General features: G+C 72.7%; 15 protein-coding genes. 7 read left to right on the top strand and 8 right to left on the bottom strand.

Annotation, left to right across the window (positions count from 1 at the left end):
• Positions 1–126 precede the first annotated feature (126 nt).
• The 3 genes from bioB to GA0070611_RS00270 are packed head-to-tail and all read left to right on the top strand — an operon-like array spanning position 127 to position 1,858.
• Entirely contained in the window at positions 127–1,122 is a 996-nt protein-coding gene (gene bioB / locus GA0070611_RS00280; protein ID WP_091655762.1) for a biotin synthase BioB, read from the top strand.
• A 7-nt stretch (positions 1,123–1,129) separates the two neighbouring features.
• Positions 1,130–1,348: a biotin synthase auxiliary protein BsaP gene (gene bsaP, locus GA0070611_RS00275; protein WP_091655761.1), complete on the top strand. Its 219-nt coding sequence runs from the start codon at positions 1,130–1,132 to the stop codon at positions 1,346–1,348.
• Positions 1,349–1,351: 3 nt separating this feature from the next.
• Entirely contained in the window at positions 1,352–1,858 is a 507-nt protein-coding gene (locus GA0070611_RS00270; protein WP_091655760.1) for a GNAT family N-acetyltransferase, read from the top strand.
• 87 nt (positions 1,859–1,945) lie between these two features.
• On the opposite strand, the gene GA0070611_RS00265 is transcribed toward GA0070611_RS00270, so the two are convergent.
• The 6 genes from GA0070611_RS00265 to GA0070611_RS00240 all read right to left on the bottom strand — a co-directional run bounded on the left by GA0070611_RS00265 (position 1,946) and on the right by GA0070611_RS00240 (position 9,437).
• Positions 1,946–2,260, bottom strand: coding sequence for a transcriptional regulator (locus GA0070611_RS00265; protein WP_091655759.1), 315 nt, complete (start codon positions 2,258–2,260; stop codon positions 1,946–1,948).
• On the bottom strand, positions 2,253–2,720 hold the full coding sequence (locus GA0070611_RS00260) for a hypothetical protein (protein WP_091655758.1): 468 nt from the start codon (positions 2,718–2,720) through the stop codon (positions 2,253–2,255). Before GA0070611_RS00260 ends, GA0070611_RS00265 begins: the two co-directional genes overlap by 8 nt.
• 79 nt (positions 2,721–2,799) lie before the next feature.
• Positions 2,800–3,045, bottom strand: a complete 246-nt coding sequence (locus tag GA0070611_RS00255) for a GNAT family N-acetyltransferase (protein WP_231921281.1) — start codon at positions 3,043–3,045, stop codon at positions 2,800–2,802.
• A gap of 131 nt (positions 3,046–3,176) precedes the next feature.
• Positions 3,177–3,704, bottom strand: a complete 528-nt coding sequence (locus GA0070611_RS00250) for a DUF488 domain-containing protein (RefSeq protein ID WP_091655757.1) — start codon at positions 3,702–3,704, stop codon at positions 3,177–3,179.
• Between the two features lie 122 nt (positions 3,705–3,826).
• Positions 3,827–6,259 (bottom strand): non-reducing end alpha-L-arabinofuranosidase family hydrolase, encoded by a 2,433-nt coding sequence (locus tag GA0070611_RS00245; protein ID WP_091655756.1) that lies wholly within the window; start codon positions 6,257–6,259, stop codon positions 3,827–3,829.
• Positions 6,260–6,503: 244 nt separating this feature from the next.
• Entirely contained in the window at positions 6,504–9,437 is a 2,934-nt protein-coding gene (locus tag GA0070611_RS00240) for a glycoside hydrolase family 9 protein (protein WP_091655755.1), read from the bottom strand.
• A gap of 371 nt (positions 9,438–9,808) precedes the next feature.
• Between GA0070611_RS00240 and GA0070611_RS00235 the strand changes: the two genes are divergently transcribed.
• Together GA0070611_RS00235 and GA0070611_RS00230 are read left to right on the top strand one after the other, a co-directional pair.
• Positions 9,809–10,576 (top strand): LPXTG cell wall anchor domain-containing protein, encoded by a 768-nt coding sequence (locus GA0070611_RS00235; RefSeq protein ID WP_091655754.1) that lies wholly within the window; start codon positions 9,809–9,811, stop codon positions 10,574–10,576.
• 358 nt (positions 10,577–10,934) lie between these two features.
• The gene (locus GA0070611_RS00230; RefSeq protein WP_091655753.1) at positions 10,935–12,500 is read left to right on the top strand and encodes an aldehyde dehydrogenase family protein; all 1,566 of its coding nucleotides are present in this window, start codon (positions 10,935–10,937) and stop codon (positions 12,498–12,500) included.
• A 183-nt stretch (positions 12,501–12,683) separates the two neighbouring features.
• Here GA0070611_RS00230 and GA0070611_RS00225 read toward each other — a convergent pair whose 3' ends face one another.
• Together GA0070611_RS00225 and GA0070611_RS00220 are read right to left on the bottom strand one after the other, a co-directional pair.
• Entirely contained in the window at positions 12,684–13,754 is a 1,071-nt protein-coding gene (locus GA0070611_RS00225; protein WP_091655752.1) for a GNAT family N-acetyltransferase, read from the bottom strand.
• Between the two features lie 80 nt (positions 13,755–13,834).
• The gene (locus GA0070611_RS00220; RefSeq protein WP_091655751.1) at positions 13,835–14,533 is read right to left on the bottom strand and encodes an ACT domain-containing protein; all 699 of its coding nucleotides are present in this window, start codon (positions 14,531–14,533) and stop codon (positions 13,835–13,837) included.
• A gap of 149 nt (positions 14,534–14,682) precedes the next feature.
• Between GA0070611_RS00220 and GA0070611_RS00215 the strand changes: the two genes are divergently transcribed.
• Positions 14,683–15,759 (top strand): phosphotransferase family protein, encoded by a 1,077-nt coding sequence (locus GA0070611_RS00215; RefSeq protein ID WP_091655750.1) that lies wholly within the window; start codon positions 14,683–14,685, stop codon positions 15,757–15,759.
• A complete protein-coding gene (locus GA0070611_RS00210) occupies positions 15,759–16,970 on the top strand; it encodes an acyl-CoA dehydrogenase family protein (protein ID WP_091655749.1) in 1,212 nt (403 codons plus the stop codon). The genes GA0070611_RS00215 and GA0070611_RS00210 overlap by 1 nt, the downstream gene beginning before the upstream one ends.
• Positions 16,971–16,976: the final 6 nt, after the last annotated feature.

Raw genomic sequence — 16,976 nt, 5'->3', positions numbered from 1 at the left:
CCGGCGCTGGTGCCCCGGCGTGGCGCGGCCCGGCTCGCCGGCCCGCCCGGGGCGCTGCTCGCGGCCGGGTCGAGGGGGCGATCCGGCCGTTTCCCGCCGCCTGGGCGGCCTTGTAGGGTACGAGCCATGCCAGAGATCCTCGACCAGGCCCGGACCCAGGTGCTGGAGAACGGCGTCGGCCTCGACGAGGCCGGTGTCCTCGCCGTGCTGAACCTGCCCGACGAGCACGTCCCCGCCGCCCTGCAGCTCGCCCACGAGGTGCGGATGCGCTGGTGCGGCCCGGAGGTCGAGGTCGAGGGCATCGTGTCGCTGAAGACCGGCGGCTGCCCGGAGGACTGCCACTTCTGCTCACAGTCCGGCCTGTTCACCTCGCCGGTCCGCGCCGTCTGGCTGGACATCCCCGCGCTGGTCGAGGCGGCCAAGCAGACCGCGGCCACCGGGGCGACCGAGTTCTGCATCGTGGCCGCCGTCCGGGGCCCGGACGCCCGGCTGATGAAGCAGATGCGCGAGGGTGTGGCCGCCATCAGGGCGGAGGTGGACATCCAGGTCGCCGCCTCGCTGGGCATGCTCTCCCAGGAGCAGGTCGACGAGCTGGTCGAGATGGGTGTGCACCGCTACAACCACAACCTGGAGACCTGCCGCTCGTACTTCCCCAACGTGGTCAGCACGCACTCCTGGGAGGAGCGCTGGGAGACCCTGCGGATGGTCCGCGAGTCCGGCATGGAGGTCTGCTGCGGCGGCATCCTCGGCCTGGGCGAGACGGTGGAGCAGCGGGCCGAGTTCGCCGCGCAGCTCGCCGCGCTGGACCCGCACGAGGTCCCGCTGAACTTCCTCAACCCGCGCCCGGGCACCCCGCTGGCGGACCGGCCGGTGGTCGAGGGCAAGGACGCGCTGCGGGCCATCGCCGCGTTCCGGCTGGCCATGCCGCGCACCATCCTGCGGTACGCGGGCGGCCGCGAGCTGACCCTCGGCGACCTGGGCACCCGCGACGGCCTGCTGGGCGGCATCAACGCGGTCATCGTCGGCAACTACCTGACCACGCTGGGCCGGCCGGCCACCGCCGACCTGGAGCTGCTGGAGGACCTGAAGATGCCGGTCAAGGCGCTCTCGGCGACGCTGTGAGGCGGCGGTGACGGAGCTCGTCGACGCCGCCGGGCAGCCCGGGGCGGCGCGCTGGTGCGACCGGTGCGGCGAGGACGCCGCGGCCGGCGGGCACGTGGCCTGCGCGGCGGCCCGGGAGTGGGAGCCGCCGCGCTACTGCGCGCAGTGCCGGCGGCGGATGAAGGTGCAGGTCGTACCGGCCGGTTGGTCGGCGGTCTGCGTCGAGCACGGCGAGATCCGGGGCTGAGCCGTGCTGCGCGGGCGGCTGGTGACGCTGCGACCGGTGACGGACGCCGACGTGCCCGCGCTCGCCGCGATCCGGGCCACCCCGGAGGTGCGCCGCTGGTGGCGCGGGGACGACGACCTGGCGGGGGCGGTCCGCGCCGACCTGGCCGACGACGAGCTGACCGTGTACGCCATCGAGCGGGACGGTCGGCTGGTCGGCGCGATCCAGTGGTACGCCGAGACCGACCCGGACTACCGCCACGCCGGCCTGGACATCTTCCTCGACCCGGCGGAACGCGGCGCCGGGGTGGCCGGGGACGCGATCCGTACGCTGGCCCGGCACCTGGTCGACGCGTACGGCCACCACCGGTTCACCGTCGACCCGGCGGCGGCGAACACGGCGGCGGTCCGGGCGTACGCGAAGGCGGGTTTCCGTCCGGTGGGCATCATGCGCCGCTACGAGCGGGGCGCGGACGGCCGCTGGCACGACGCCCTGCTGATGGACCTGCTCGCCGAGGACCTGCGCGACTAGCGCCGGTGTGGACCTCGGTCACCGCCACTCGGTGCTGGCGGCGAGGTGGACAGGCCCGTACCGCAGCGATCCGGCCGCTGTCGATCCTCAGAGAGTCAGGTGCGGCTGCCCGGCAATGTCCTGCAGCGCGCGGATGTGGGCAGCGAAGGCCGATCGCCCGGTCGGGCTCAGGGACAGCCAGGTGACGCGACGGGCATCGGTGCGATTGGCGGACGCGGATTTGTTGATCGTCACATGCCCTGCGTCCGCGAGGGTCTTGACGTGCTTGGACAGGGTCGCATCCGAGATGCCCAGGGTGTCGCGCACCACGGCGAAGTCCAGACGGTCGGCGTTGTTCAGCAGCCCACAGATGCGCAGTCGTACCGGGGCATGGATGGTGTCGTCGAACCTCGCCTCAGTCACGGTGCAGTTCGGCGATCGCCGACCGGTAGGCGACTCCCGCAAGCCAGGTCGTCACCAGGAACGCGGCGGCGCTGGTCAAGGTCACTGCCCACCGCAGATCGGAGGAGACCAGTCCGAGCGAGACGCTGAACAGGGCGAGGCAGGTCGCGACGATTCCGGCGACAGCCCAGCCGGCGCGTGCCCCCATGACCCGGAATCGGATGCCGGTCTCGCGCCGGACGAGATGCGCGACGACGAGCCCGCCCACCAGGGCGAGCCAGCCGGAGATCGGCGGCTGGTAGGTGGCGCCCGGATCGGTGGTGGCTGCTGCGGCGACCCACCATGCGCCGAGGGCGCCGAAGGCGAGCAGCAGCAGCCGAGGCACCTCGACGGCGTTCGCGAGTCGCTCCCGGTCGGCGTGGAGCGTCCTCAGGGCCTCGGCGGCGGCCTCTCGATCCGGACGCTCAAAGTCATTTTCCATGACGGCAAGCCTAAGAGTGTCTTTCCGGTTCGGCAAGTGATGCCGGACGCCTTCCAGCGGAGCCGAAACACGGCCCGCGTCAGCCGGTGGCGATCCAGTAGCGCCGGCTGCGGCCCAGCTCCGTGCCCCGGACGTCCGCCAGCGCCGCGCCGAGCGCGAAGGCGGCCAGGCCCCGCCGCCGGGCCGAGGGCCGGACGCAGTAGCCGATGTGGCCGCCGACCTCGCGCAGGAAGTCGTTGAGGCGCAGCCGCAGCGAGACCGCCCCGAGCACCTCGTCGTCCTCGACGATCCACCGGTAGAGCGCCGGCACCATGCCCTCGGGCACCTGGGCCTCGCCGGCGCGCGCCCCCACTCGTCGCGGGCGGCCAGCCAGGACAGGTGCAGCCGGGTGGTCGGGGCGATCAGCTCGGGCATGCCGGGAGACCAGCCGGGCGGCCGATGGCGGTCACCGGATATTCAGCCGTCCCAGACGAGATGGCCGTCGGGGAGGCGGCGGGCGCCCTCGGCCGGCCGGTGCGGGCCGAGCCGCCCGTCGGACATCAGGTGCCGCACCGGTACGCCCCGCACGAGCACCGCCACGTCGGCGATGAGCCGCCGGTGGCAGCGCCACCAGACGCTCTCGCTGCACAGCACCGTGGTGCTCCGCCGCGCCGCGTCGGCGAGGACCGCGTCCAACGCCGCGTCGAAGTCGGCGGTGCGGGTGTACGCCGCGTACGCCCGGAAGGCCGGCACGGTCCACCAGGTGTCCGGTTCCGGTTCCCCGGCGCGGACGTGCCGGCGGCCACCGAGGCGCGGCTCCCAGCGGTAGTCGATGCCCCGCGCCGGCAGCCAGTCGGCCAGTTCCTCGCGCCGCACGTCGGGGTTGGTCCGGCTGGCCGGGTACCGGCGCACGTCCACGACCAGGGCGATCCCCGCCCCGGCGAGCAGCTCCCCCAGCCGCTCCCGGTCGGCCGCCCCGTGTCCCACCGTCAGCAGTTCCCCCATCCGGCCAGCTTGCCCCGGATCGCCGCCGGCCGCCGGTCAGCCGAGGACGTGACCCACCGAGGGGCGTGTCCGGCACCGAGGAGGTGCCGGACACGCCCGGTTGGCCAGCGGCCGGTACGGACCTAGCGCTGCAGGGTCAGCACGCCCGGCCGCCACGGCAGCAGGTTGTAGTCGCCGCCCGCGCTCGGGTTCTTGCCCTGGTAGAGGAACTGCAGGTTGCACGCGTCGACGGTCTTGGTCTGGTCGGGGTTGGTGCGGACCAGGTCACCGTGGCTGATGTCGTTGGTCCAGGTGGCGCCGCTGTTGGCCTTGCCGGCGAACGGGTTGCTCTCGCTGGCGGCCTGCGGGGTCCACGTACCGTTGAGGCTGGTGGCGGTGAAGGAGCGGAAGTAGCGCCCCTGGCTGCCGATCGCCTCGACGATCATCAGGTACTGGTTCTGGCCCTGGACCTTGTAGACCTCGACCGCCTCGAACAGGTTGTTGGTCGAGTCGCTCATGACCGTCGTGTAGGTCGAGCCGAAGCTGCCCGGGAAGTTGCCGAGCGGCATGCTCGACCGGTAGATCTTGCCGTTGTCCCCGGCGAAGAAGAGGTACATGTTCTGGTCGTCGCCGATCAGGGTCTGGTCGATCACGCCGTACGGGGCGTCGGGGAGGCTGGCGGTGGAGAGCGTCTGTGCCGCCGACCAGCCGTTGGCGTTGGTCGGGTCGCTCGACGTCTTGTAGCTGAACGAGGTCGGCCCCCACTGGTACGCGAGCACCCAGATGTTCTTCGGGGCGAAGTACAGCAGGGTGGGCGCCACGGTGCCCTGGCTCATCCCGGTCTGGCCGGCCGAGGCCATGTCGGACCAGTTGCTGAACAGGCTGAAGTTCATCGAGCCGTACGAGCCGCTGCTGTTGACGTTCGAGCCGTAGACCAGGTGCTTGCCGTTGTAGACCACGTTGGTGAAGTCCTTGAGCGAGACCCAGCCGTTCGCCGGGTTCGCCAGCGCACCGGTCGACGACCAGCGGTAGGTCGACGGCAGCGCGCAGCCACCCGGCGGCGGGGTCGTCGGCGGCGGCGTGGTCGGGGGCGGCGTGGTGGTGCCGCCGAAGTCGGTGCGCCACTGCTGGTTGGCCTGCCCGTGGCAGTCGTACAGCTGGATCTGCTGACCGTTGCCGGTGCCCCAGACGTCCAGGCACCGGCCGGACTGCACGCCGCTGATGGTGCCGTTGGAGTTGAGGTTCCACTGCTGGTTCGGCTGGCCGTTGCAGTCCCAGATGATGATCGCGGTGCCGTTGGCGGTGCCCTTCGCGTTCGCGTCGAGGCACTTGCTGCCGTAGACCATCAGCTGCTTGCTCGCGGTGTAGGTCCACTGCTGGTTCGGCTGGCCGTTGCAGTCGTAGAGCTGCACCCGGGTGCCGTTGGTCTGGGTGCTGTTCGGCACGTCGATGCAGCGGCCCGACTGCACCCCGACGATCCGTCCGGTGCCGCCGCCCGGCGTCGAGGTCGGGTTCGGGGTGGGGGTCGACGTGGGGCCGGCGGCGTTGAGGGCGTTGAGGACCGAGGTGTACGCGGCCTTCTTGTTGCCGCCACCGTCGAAGAGCAGCGGGCTCTCGCTGGAGCGCCACGAGTCACTGTCGCGCACCCCCCACACCGTGATGCCGATGCACCGCGGCACGTTCACACACGCCTGCGTCAGCCCCGCGTACTGGCTGGTCGAGGCGTTGGTCACGTCCACCTCGGTCAACGCCACGTCCACGCCCAACGCCGCGAAGCTCGACAGCGTGGTCTGGAAGTTGCCCGGCAGCGAACTGCCGCCGGTGAAGTGCGTCTGCAACCCCACACAGTCGATCGGCACACCCCGGGACTTGAAGTCCTGGATCATCCGGTAGACACCCTGCGTCTTGCCGTACGACCAGTTCTCGATGTTGTAGTCGTTGTAGCAGAGCTTCACCGACGGATCCGCGGTACGAGCCGTCCGGAACGCCACCTCGATCCAGTCGTTCCCCGTCGCCTGCAGGTTCGACTGCCGACGGCTGCCGTCCTCGTTGAACGCCTCGTTCACCACGTCCCACGCGGCCAACTTGCCCTTGTAGTGACCCATCACCCCGTTGATGTGGTTGATCATGGCGCTGCGCAGCGCGCTGCCGGAGAGGTTCTGCATCCAGCCGGGCTGCTGGCCGTGCCAGGCCAGGGTGTGACCCCGGACCTTCATGCCCCGGCCGGTGGCCCAGTTGTAGATCTGGTCGCCGGCGGAGAAGTTGAAGACGTTCTGCTGGGGCTCGGTGGCGTCCGGCTTCATCTCGTTCTCGGCCGTCACCATGGTGAACTCGCGCCCGGCGATCGTGGTGTACGTCGAATCACCGAGCCGACCCGCCGCGATCGCGGTGCCGAAGTACCGGCCCGACTGCGCGGCCGCCGCGCCGAGCGTGCTGGCCGCGGCTTCCGCCGACGGCATCATGACGGCGGCCGCGGCCACCGTGACGACACTGACCGCGCCGGCGAGCAGCGCTCTGACGATGGGCTTGCGGTGCCGTGGGTTCCCGCCGCGCGCGACGGGGGGGCGTATGGCCACCTTGGCCTCCTTGCTGGCCGGCGTCCGAGCTGTCTTGGCGGGACGACTGGACGTCCTTCTCGGAAATTTACCGTCATGAATGCTGCCATCGGGGTTCCGGCCGGGACAATACTTTCCGGAAAAGTTCCGGAAACAATCTTGTGTCCCGAGGGATCACCAGAACGGGCCCGGAGCAGCGAAAACACACGGCGGTACGGCCGGTCACCGGACGCGGTGACCGGCCGTGCCCGCCGAGCGCCGGCCGTCAGGAGACGGTGCAGGCGACCCCGTTGAGGGTGAAGGCGGCCGGCTTCGGGTTGGTGCCGGTGTGGGTGCCGTTGAAGCCGAAGCTGGTCGACGCCCCCGGCGCGAGCGTCCCGTTGTAGGAGACGTTCGTGGCGGTCACCGCCGTGCCGGTCTGGGTGAAGTTGGCCGACCAGCCCTGGCCCACCTTCTGCCCGGTGCTGGGGAAGGTGAAGCCGAGACTCCAGCTGGTGAGGGTCGTCGTGCCGGTGTTGGTGATCGTGATGTTCGCGGTGAAGCCGGTGTCCCAACTGCTGGTGACGTACCCGACGGCGCAGCCGCCGCCGGTCGGCGGGTTCGCGGTGGTGACGGTGACCGGGGCGGAGGCCGCCGAGACGTTCCCCGCCGCGTCCACCGCGACCACGGTGAAGGTGTACGCGGTGGCGGCGGTGAGACCGGTGACCGCCAGCGTGGTGCCGGTGCTCGACCCGACCAGCACCGTTCCGCCCCGGTACACCCGGTAGCCGGTGACGCCGACGTTGTCGGTGGCCGGCCCCCAGGTGAGGGTGAGCCCGGTGGGGCCGACCGCCGAGGCGGTGGGGGTGCCGGGAGCGGTCGGCGGGGTGGTGTCCGCGGCGGGCGCGGCCGGGGTGGTGACGCTGACCGTCGGCGAGGCCGCCGAGCGGTTCCCGGCCCCGTCGCGGGCGACCACGCTGAACTGGTACGTCCGTTCGGGCAGCAGCCCGGTGACGGCGAGCGTGTTCGTCGTCGACCTCAGCAGCACCAGGGCGTCGCTGCCGACCTGCGCCTGGGTGATGTCGTAGCCGGCGAGTCCACTGCCACCGGTGTCGGTGGCGGCGGGCCAGGTGAGGGTCAGCCCGGTGGCGGTGACGGCGGAGGCGACCGGGGTGCCGGGGGCGCTCGGCGCGGTGGTGTCCGGAGTGGCCGGCCCGGGCTCCTCGCCCCAGACCCGCACGCCGCCGGAGTAGAGCGGCACCTTCCGGTTCGGCCCGGCGGTGGCCTGGTACGACGGGTCGTTCGTCGGGTCCCAGGTGCCGCCCTCCGGTACGCCGATCTTGAACTGGACCTCCATCCGGTGCTGCGACTGTCCGGCCGGGGCGATGGTGTACCCGGTGCAGTCGACCTCGACGTACCAGATGTCGGCGCTGTACTGCTTGGCGGTCGACGGCGACGGGCAACCCTGGGTGTAGCCGGGGGTGACGGTGACCGGGCCGGTGCCGTCGGGCCGGAAGTAGTACCGGAACTTCCCGGTGGTCAGCGCCCGCGCCGGGAAGGCCGACTTGTTGTAGATGATCGCCTTGAGGCCGGTGGCCCGGGTCTCCGCCTGCATCACCGTGGTCTCCACGGTCAGCTCGTCCAGGTCCGGCTGCTCGGCGACCGGGAAGTTGGCCAGCGGGGTGCCGCCGTACTCCTGGGAGAGCCGGGCCAGGGCGGAGGTGAAGCCGGCGTTGTAGTCGGTGGCCACCTCGTTCATCACGTAGTCCGACCGGCTGTCGGTGTACGCGTCGTTGGCCGAGGACGGCCCGCCGACCAGCGCGCCGTAGAGCACGTGCCGGGTCTCGGTGGGCACGGTCTGGCTGTCCCACCAGGAGCCGTGCGCGGTCCGGTGGTGCGGGTTCTTCGGCGGGTTCGCGCCGAACCCGATCATGTAGCTGGAGTTGCGCGGGTTGTCGCCGAGCGCGTAGTTGATCTGCCGGACGGCGAAGTCGTGGTAGCGGGCCTTGCGGGTGGCGTCGGTGGTCCTGTCGCTGTAGACGAGCGCCGCGAAGGCGGTGTTGGCGGCGTAGCGCAGCGAGCCCCAGGAGTCCAGCACGGCCTCCCCGCCGGGCGAGTAGGCCACCTTCGACCCGTTCACCCCGACGGTCCACCAGTCGAGCCAGCGGTTGGCGTCGTCGACGTACTTCTGCTTGCCGGTCAGGTTGGCCAGCAGCACGTACGCGCCGAACTGCTTGTTGTCCCAGGCGATGGTCCACTTGTACGACTTGGTGGTGGTCTGGTTCTCGTTGCCGAGCTTGTCGTACTCGCTCTCCGCCTTGGCCAGGTAGGTCGCGTCCCCGGTGGCCCGGTAGAGCCAGATCGCACCCCAGACCAGCTCGTCCTGGTAGCCGCTCCAGGACCGGTAGAAGCTGGTGGCGTCGGTGATGCACTCGTGGTAGCTCTTCCGCACCGTGTCGGCGAAGGTGTAGAGCTGCTTCGCGTGGGTGAGCAGCTTGTCGGCGTAGGCGGCGTCGGTGGGCCGGAACACCAGCGAGGAGGCGGCCATCGCGGCCGCCGTCTCCCCGGCCAGGTCCGCGCCGCCACAGCTCGCATCGATCTTGTACGCGGGCCGCGCCATCGGCAGCACCTCGGCCGGCCCCCACCACTTGTGGTCGTCGTCGCCCTTGCCGACCTGTCCGTAGAGGACGTTCGGCGCGGGGTGCGCCTTGACGAAGTAGTCGTTGACCCAGCGCAGGTTGTTCAGCAGGTACGGCAGCTGGCCGGAGGCCACGTAGCCGTCGCGGTACTCGACCGCGCCCCAGGCCAGCATGGTGGTGCTGAACGCCATCGGGAAGCCGAACTTCACGTGGTCGCCCGCGTCGTACCAGCCGCCGGTGAGGTCGACGCCGACGTCGGCGCCGTCGGTGAGCGCGGAGTCACCGCGCCAGGAGACCCGGTTCCAGGACGGCTTCTTCCCGGACTGCTGTGCCTCGTAGAAGAACAGCGACTTCTGCAACGCCTCCGAATAGTTGAAGGCGGGCGCGGCGGCCGGACTCGCGGTCCGCGCGCCGGTGCCGGCGGCGACCGCGCCGTGGTTGAAGGCAGGCGCGGCGCTGGCGGGCGCGGCGGCCTGGGGGGCGGCGACGGCGGTGACCAGGCCGGCCGCGAGGGCGGTGCCGGCGGCGAGCAGCCGGCGCAGCCGGGACCGGCCGGGTGGCCGCGGGACGGGGTGGGACATGGCGAACTCCTGGCGAGGTGGCGTCGCCCGGCAGCCCCGACCGACGGGGACGGGCCGGGGGTCGGGGCTGCCGGCGACGGGTGGTGGTGGGGTGACCCTCGGAGGCGCGGGAGCGCTCCCATGGATAGTCGACAATGTAATCTCGGGTTCACAGGTTTGGGAAGAGTCGGCGGTTCGCCCGACGGGCCGACCCCCGCGCCGGAGCGCGCATTTCCGTTACGTCGACACGCCGTGAAACCGACTCGGATCGTGCCCCGATCGCGATTCGGTACGGGACGTCGTCGCAGCTCAGGACGATCGTCCGATGTCGCCGGTCGGGTTCGTGCGTGCGATCATGTGCCGTCCCCTCGCCCATTCCCGGAGGATTCCTCATGCCACAGCGTCGGCACGTCGCCCGCGCCGCCCTCACCGCAGCGACGGCCACGGCCCTTCTCGGGCTGGCCGCCCCGGCCTGGGCCACCGGCAACCCGCACAACCCGCCGGGCGACAACGGCACCGTGAAGATCGACGGCGCGCCGTTCGAGGACCGGGTCGACAACCAGCCGCACGTGGGGTGCCAGTTCGAGATCGAGTTCTTCAACTTCGACCAGGGCGACACGGCCGACATCACCCTCGCCGCCCAGCCCCCGTCGGGCAAGTTCCAGGTCGTCAAGTTCTTCGACAACTACGTGATCAGCGACGACCCGGCCAGCGGCGCGCAGAACGACCACGACGCGGTCCTCAAGCTCTCGGCCAACGACCTGGCCCTGGCCGGCGTCATGGCCCACGACAAGCAGGGCTACCACGTCAAGCTCACCGTCGACCTGACCGACGGCAAGGGCAAGGCCAAGCACAAGGTGTTCTGGCTCCAGCCGTGCGCGTCGACCAGCTCTCCGACGCCGAACCCGTCCGGTTCGCCGAGCGGGTCGCCGTCGCCGACCCCGACCCGGTCGGACCCGAACGAGCCGGGCACCCCGTCCGCGACGCCGTCGGGCCCGGCGGGTGGCGGCAACGGTGGCGGCACCGGCACCGAGGGCGGCCTGCCGCTGACCGGCGTGGCCGCGACCAGCACCGCGCTGACCGGCCTCGCCCTGATCGGCGGTGGCGTCCTGCTGACGGTGCTGCGGCGCCGCCGGGACAAGATCCGCTTCACCAGCTGACCTCCAGCCGGGAACCGGCCGTCGGACCTCGCGTCCGGCGGCCGGTTCGTCGTTGCGGCCCCGGTCGCCCGTGGACGTTCGAACCGATGGGGCCCGCCGTCCGTACTGACGGGTAACCCGGTCGACGACGCCCGGAGCTGGATCACATCATTGACCAAACTCGATGCGCTCTTGACGTACGCCCAGTTCGGAGCGGTGGCGACGGGCCGCGCCGGGCGGTGGTCGGGTCCGGAACACGGACCTGGCGTCCCGGCATACAAGCGTACGGTTGCCCGCGCGATCGACGGCGCGCGACAGTACGGCTCACCAGCGGTGCCATCGACGCCGCCGCTCCCCCGGACAACCTGAGGAGATCGCGATGGCTCTCAGACTCGCCGACGGCACCTCCTGGTCGGACACGCTCGCCCGCGCGGTCGCCGCCGCGCCGGAGGCCTTCGGCACCGCACCCGACGGCGCCGCCACCCTGCACAACCTGGTGCAGGGCGAGTGGCGCGCGGTCGGCGCGCCCGCCGGAGTACGCACCCCGGTGGACAACACCGTGCTGGTCAACCTGGCTCGCCTCGACGCCGACACGGCCCGGGCGGCGGTGGCGCACTCCGCCGCCGCGCACCGCGAGTGGGCGACCACCCCGCTCGCCGAGCGCAAGGCCCGGGTCACCGACGCGCTCGACGCGCTCACCGCCCACCGCGACCTGCTCGCCATGCTGCTGGTCTGGGAGATCGGCAAGCCGTGGCGGCTGGCCTGCGCCGACGTCGACCGGGCCCTGGACGGCGTGCGCTGGTACGTGCAGGAGATCGACCGGATGCTCGCCGACGGCCGTGAGCCGCTGCCCGGCCCGGTCAGCAACATCGCCTCCTGGAACTACCCGATGAGCGTGCTGGTGCACGCCGAGCTGGTGCAGCTGCTCGCCGGCAACGCGGTCATCGCCAAGACCCCGTCGCAGGGCGGCGCGGTCTGCCTCACCGTCGCGCACGCGCTGATGCGCCGCGCCGGCCTGCCCGCCACCCTGGTCTCCGGCGGCGGCGAGGAGCTCTCCGAGGTGCTGGTCCGCGCCCCCGAGATCGGCGCGGTGGCGTTCGTCGGCGGCCGGTCCAACGGCGGCAAGGTGGCCGCCGCGCTGCTCGACTCCGACAAGCGGCACTTCATCGAGCAGGAGGGCCTCAACGCCTGGGGCATCTGGGACTTCTCCCAGTGGGACCTGCTCGCCGCGCACCTGAAGAAGGGCTTCGAGTACGGCAAGCAGCGCTGCACCGCGTACCCCCGGTTCGTGGTCCAGCGGGACCTGGTCGACGAGTTCCTCGACATGTACCTGCCGGTCGTCCGGTCGGTCCGCTTCGGACACCCGCTCGCCGTCGACGAGAGCTGGCAGGCCGGCGATCCGCTGCCGGAGCTGGACTTCGGCCCGCTGATCAGTGGCGCCAAGGCCGACGAGCTGCGGCGCAAGGTCGAGGAGGCGGTCCGGGGCGGCGCGGTGCCGCTGCACCGGGGCAAGCTCGACGGCGCGCCCTTCCTCGACGGGCAGGACACCTCCGCGTACGTGGCGCCCGCGGTGCTGCTCGCCCCGCCCGGCCGGTCCCGGCTGATGCACGCCGAGCCGTTCGGCCCGGTCGACACCATCGTGGTGGTGGACACCACCGACGAGCTGCTGGCCGCGATGAACGCCTCCAACGGCGCGCTGGTCGCCTCGCTGGCCTGCGACGACGAGGAGCTGGCCGGCAAGCTGGCGGTGGACCTGCAGGCGTTCAAGGTGGGCATCAACAAGCCACGCTCCCGGGGCGACCGGGACGAGCCCTTCGGCGGCCGGGGCGCCTCCTGGAAGGGCGCGTTCGTCGGCGGTGACCTGCTGGTGCAGGCCGTCACGGTCGGCGGCGACGGCCGGCTCTACGGCAACTTCCCCGACTACAGCAGCTACCCGACGACCTGAGGCCGGCACGGGCAGGGGCCCCCGCATCGGGGGCCCCTGCCGTGTCACCGTCCCCCGCATCGGAGGTCGGCCAGGGTGGCACCGGGTTGCGGCCGGTGCCGGTACGGGTCGCCGGCCGGTCGGCGTCGGCGTGCCGCGCCGTTGAGGCACGTCGACGTGGGGCGGCGGAGCGACCCTCGACGGTCAGTGGGCGGGCACGTCGGCCTGCCGGGGCAGCGGTACGGCGCGGACGGCCAGCGGCACCGTCACGGTGAGCACGCCGCCGTCGCGCTCCACCGAGGTGGGCCGGTCGAGCCGGCGTACGGCGCGCAGCATCGGGGTGTTCTCCGCCTGCACGTGCAGCAGCACGGCGGCGTAGCCGGCCCGCTCGGCGTGCCCGAGCAGCCGCCGCAGCAGGGCCGTGCCCAGGCCCCGCCGCTGCCAGTCGTCGCGGACCAGCAGCGCCGCCTCCGCCTCGTCGCCCTCACCCAGCAGGTTGGCCATCGCCACGACCGGTTCCGCCTCCCCGCCGGGACCGGCCGTGGCCAGCAGGGTGATCCCCCGGGCCGGCTCCAGCAACCGGCGCAGCCGGGCCGGCGCCGGCCGGGCCGCGCCGCTGAGGTACCGCCGCTGCCGACTCCGGGCCGAGCAGGCGTCGTGCAGCTCCACCACGCCGGCCAGGTCGTCGGCGGTGGCCGGACGCAGTCGTACCTCGGCCGAGTCGGACAGCACCAGGGTGACCCGGTCGGCGTCCCGGCGGGCGGCCGTGGCGGCCAGCTCGACCAGCGCCTGCGCCCGGGCGTACTCGGCGGGGGTGAAGCTCGGCTCCCGACGGCGCAGCTCGTACGTGCCGCCGGCCGGGTCGGCCAGCAGCATCGTCCGCTCCCCCACCCCGCCGGGCCGCCCGGCCGACGCCGGCCGCCAGGTGACCTCGTCGGCGCCGAGCAGGGTCCGTAGCGCCTCCCCCGCCCGGTCCGGCTCCCGGACCAGCCGGTTGGCCAGGCCGAGCACCCGGGTGGGCTGGTCGGCCAGCCCGCGCGCCTCGCTGCGCGCCACCCAGCAGTCCCGGCCCCGCCCCCGCTCGACGGCCGCCCGCAGGTCCGCCTCGGTGAGCCGGTCCGGCGCGTCGACGAGGAAGTCGTCGACGGCCCCCACCTCCGTGGTGTGCACCTGCACGGTGAGGATGTTGACCCCGCGCAACGCGAGGCTCGCCGTGAGGACCGACAGGTAGCCCGGCCGGTCGTCCACGGTCGCTCGGATCCGCCACAGCGTCATGGTTCGCTCCCTTCCCCGCCGACCACCCTGCCGGCCCCCTGTTGCGGGGCCGTTGCCCGCGGGTGACACCGCGGGACAGGTCAGGTGATGGTGGTCACCGGTGGGGTGCCGACCAGGTCCAGCCGGTCACCGAGGATCACCGCGCTGGCCCTGACCAGCTGCGCCAGCCGGTCCACCTCGGTGGAGTGGAAGGCGGCGGGGGCGAGCGGCTCGGTGTGGTCCCGCGCCACCACCAGCACCAGACCGGCCCGGCCGAACGGCGCGACCGCGTAGTGGTGCCCGTCCGGCCCGGTCATCGCCCGGGCCCGCAGCGGGGTCACCTCGGGCAACCGGGACGGCTGCGGGGCCCGCCAGCTCGCGTGCCCGATCGTCGCCCCGCCCGCGCCCCGCGACGCCCAGTCCAGCGGTACGACCGCGGCCACCGCCCAGTCCGCGGCGAGCAGCCCCGGCACCGCGTCGACCAGCGTGGCGACCCCGTCGGTCGGGTTCGCCGCGACCTGGGCCAGCAGCTCCGCGTCCTGCCCGGTGGTGGTCGGCGCGCCGATCGCCCGCCACACCCCGTCCACCCGGACACCGGGGATCGCGGCCAGGCCGGCGAGCAGGCGTTCCACCCGCGCCGCGCCCGGCCACACCACGGTGAAGTCGTCCACCGCCCGGCCGCCGAGCCGCTCCAGCACGACCACCTGGACGATGTCGGCGCCGGAGACACCGAGTGTGCGGGCCACCTGGCCGAGGGTGCCGGGACGGTCCGGCAGGGTCACCCGAACTCTCAGCAGCATGTCTGTCCCTCCGCTCGGCGGGCCGGCCGTGACGGCCGGCAGGCTGGTCCCCAGCCTGCCGGTTGACCATTTCGCGGCTGTTGCGGCTGCATGTCCCGGCCGGAACATCTGACCTTGACAAGAAAGCTGAGCTGCCATCAACTAACCGGATGAGCGATCCGGCCGTCGACGCGGCACCGCCCCCGACCGGCCCGGCCCCCCGCGGGCTCGACCTGGACCGCCTCGGCCCCTACCTGGCCGCGCACCGGCCCGAGCTGGCCGCCGGGCCGCTGTCCGCGCGGCTGATCGCCGGCGGCAAGTCCAACCTGACGTACCTGCTGCGCAGCGGTGAGCGGGAGGTGGTGCTGCGCCGCCCGCCGCTCGGGCACGTGCTGGCCACCGCGCACGACATGGCCCGGGAACACCGGGTGATCTCCGCGCTCGCCCCCACCGACGTGCCGGTGCCGGCGGCGTTGCTGCTCTGCGTCGACGAGAGCGTGCTCGGCGCGCCGTTCTACCTGATGGAGAAGGTCGACGGCGAGGTCTACCGGAGCCGGGCACAGACCGACCCGCTCACCGCCGCCCAGCGGCGCGAGCTGGCCCTGGCGATGATGGACACGCTCGCCGCGCTGCACCGGGTCGAGCCGGCCTCGGTGGGGCTGGCCGACTTCGGCCGCCCGGAGGGCTACCTGGCCCGGCAGGTCCGCCGCTGGGCCGGCCAGCTCGACCGGTCCCGCAGCCGCCCGCTGCCCGGCATCGACGAGCTGCGCGACGCCCTGGCCGGCAGCGTGCCGGAGGGCGCGAACGCCGGGCGGATCGTGCACGGCGACTACCGGCTGGACAACCTGCTCGCGGTGGTCGACCCGGTGGCCGTACGCGCGGTGCTGGACTGGGAGATGGCCACCCTCGGCGACCCCCTGGCCGACCTGGGGCTGCTGCTGACGTACTGGAGCGTGCTGGGCGACAGCGAGCTGGCCGAGGGCAACCCGGTGGCCGACGGCATCGGCCCGCGGGCCGGTTTCCCCAGCGGCGCCGAACTGATCGACAGGTACGCCGGCCGCAGCGACGTCGACGTCGGGCCGCTGCACTGGCACGTGGCGCTCGGCTGCTTCAAGCTCGCGGTGATCTGCGAGGGAATCCACTACCGGCACACCCTCGGGCAGACGCTCGGCGGGGGCTTCGACCGGATCGGCGAGATGGTCGCGCCGCTGGTCGAGCACGGTCTGCACGCGGTCAGGGAGAAGTGATGGACTTCGCGTACGACGCCCGGACGGTCGAGCTGCTCGAGCGGCTGGAGGCGTTCCTCACCGAGTGCGTGTACCCGGCCGAGCCGGTGCACCACGAGCAGGTCCTCGCGGCCGGTGACCCGTGGGCCCGGCCGCCGGTGATGGACGAGCTGAAGGCCGAGGCCCGGGCCCGGGGCCTGTGGAACCTGTTCCTGCCCGATCCCCGCTACGGCGCCGGCCTGACCAACCTCCAGTACGCGCCACTGGCCGAGCTGACCGGGCGCTCCCCCTGGCTGGCCCCGGAGGCGGTCAACTGCGCCGCCCCGGACACCGGCAACATGGAACTGCTCGCCGAGTTCGGCTCCGAGGCGCAGCGGGACCGCTGGCTCAAGCCGCTGCTGGAGGGGGAGATCCGCTCCGCCTTCTGCATGACCGAGCCGGCGGTGGCCTCCTCCGACGCCACCAACATCGCCACCCGGATCACCCGCGACGGCGACTCGTACGTGGTCAACGGCCGCAAGTGGTGGTCCTCGGGGGCGATGGACCCGCGCTGCGAGATCTTCATCGTGATGGGCAAGACCGACCCGGACGCCGACCGGCACCGCCAGCAGAGCATGATCCTGGTCCCCCGGGACACCCCGGGCGTCACGGTCCGGCGGGGCATGACGGTCTTCGGCTACAGCGACGCCCCGCACGGCGGCCACGCCGAGATCGACTTCACCGACGTCCGGGTGCCGGCGGAGAACCTGGTCGGCGCCGAGGGCACCGGCTTCGCCATCGCCCAGGCCCGGCTCGGCCCGGGGCGGATCCACCACTGCATGCGGCTGATCGGGATGGCCGAGCGGGCCCTGGAACTGCTCTGCAAGCGGGCCCTGGAGCGGGTCGCGTTCGGCCGGCCGCTGGCCGAACAGGGCGTGGTCCGGGAGTGGATCGCGGAGTCCCGGGTGCGCATCGAGCAGGCCCGGCTGCTGGTGCTCAAGACCGCCTGGCTGATGGACACCGTCGGCAACAAGGGCGCGCACACCGAGATCCAGGCCATCAAGATCGGCACCCCGGCGATGGCCGAGTGGGTGATCGACAAGGCCATCCAGGCGTACGGCGGGGCCGGCGTCAGCCAGGACACCCCGCTGGCCGCCCTCTGGGCCCAGACCCGCACCCTGCGCCTCGCCGACGGCCCCGACGAGGTGCACAAGGCGTCGCTGGCCAAGCGCGAACTCCGCCGCTGGTCCTGACCCCCG

The organism is Micromonospora auratinigra (assembly GCF_900089595.1).
In the GTDB taxonomy this organism is placed as follows: Bacteria; Actinomycetota; Actinomycetes; order Mycobacteriales; family Micromonosporaceae; genus Micromonospora; species Micromonospora auratinigra.
This window is presented reverse-complemented; position numbering and strand designations above follow the sequence as displayed.

Coding starts and splice junctions, on each gene's coding strand:
- GA0070611_RS00240 (WP_091655755.1), bottom strand. CDS start 9,437: ATGTCCCACCCCGTCCCGCGGCCACCCGGCCGGTCCCGGCTGCGCCGG.
- GA0070611_RS00210 (WP_091655749.1), top strand. CDS start 15,759: ATGGACTTCGCGTACGACGCCCGGACGGTCGAGCTGCTCGAGCGGCTG.
- GA0070611_RS00250 (WP_091655757.1), bottom strand. CDS start 3,704: ATGGGGGAACTGCTGACGGTGGGACACGGGGCGGCCGACCGGGAGCGG.
- GA0070611_RS00225 (WP_091655752.1), bottom strand. CDS start 13,754: ATGACGCTGTGGCGGATCCGAGCGACCGTGGACGACCGGCCGGGCTAC.
- GA0070611_RS00235 (WP_091655754.1), top strand. CDS start 9,809: ATGCCACAGCGTCGGCACGTCGCCCGCGCCGCCCTCACCGCAGCGACG.
- GA0070611_RS00220 (WP_091655751.1), bottom strand. CDS start 14,533: ATGCTGCTGAGAGTTCGGGTGACCCTGCCGGACCGTCCCGGCACCCTC.
- bioB (WP_091655762.1), top strand. CDS start 127: ATGCCAGAGATCCTCGACCAGGCCCGGACCCAGGTGCTGGAGAACGGC.
- GA0070611_RS00230 (WP_091655753.1), top strand. CDS start 10,935: ATGGCTCTCAGACTCGCCGACGGCACCTCCTGGTCGGACACGCTCGCC.
- GA0070611_RS00260 (WP_091655758.1), bottom strand. CDS start 2,720: ATGGAAAATGACTTTGAGCGTCCGGATCGAGAGGCCGCCGCCGAGGCC.
- GA0070611_RS00215 (WP_091655750.1), top strand. CDS start 14,683: ATGAGCGATCCGGCCGTCGACGCGGCACCGCCCCCGACCGGCCCGGCC.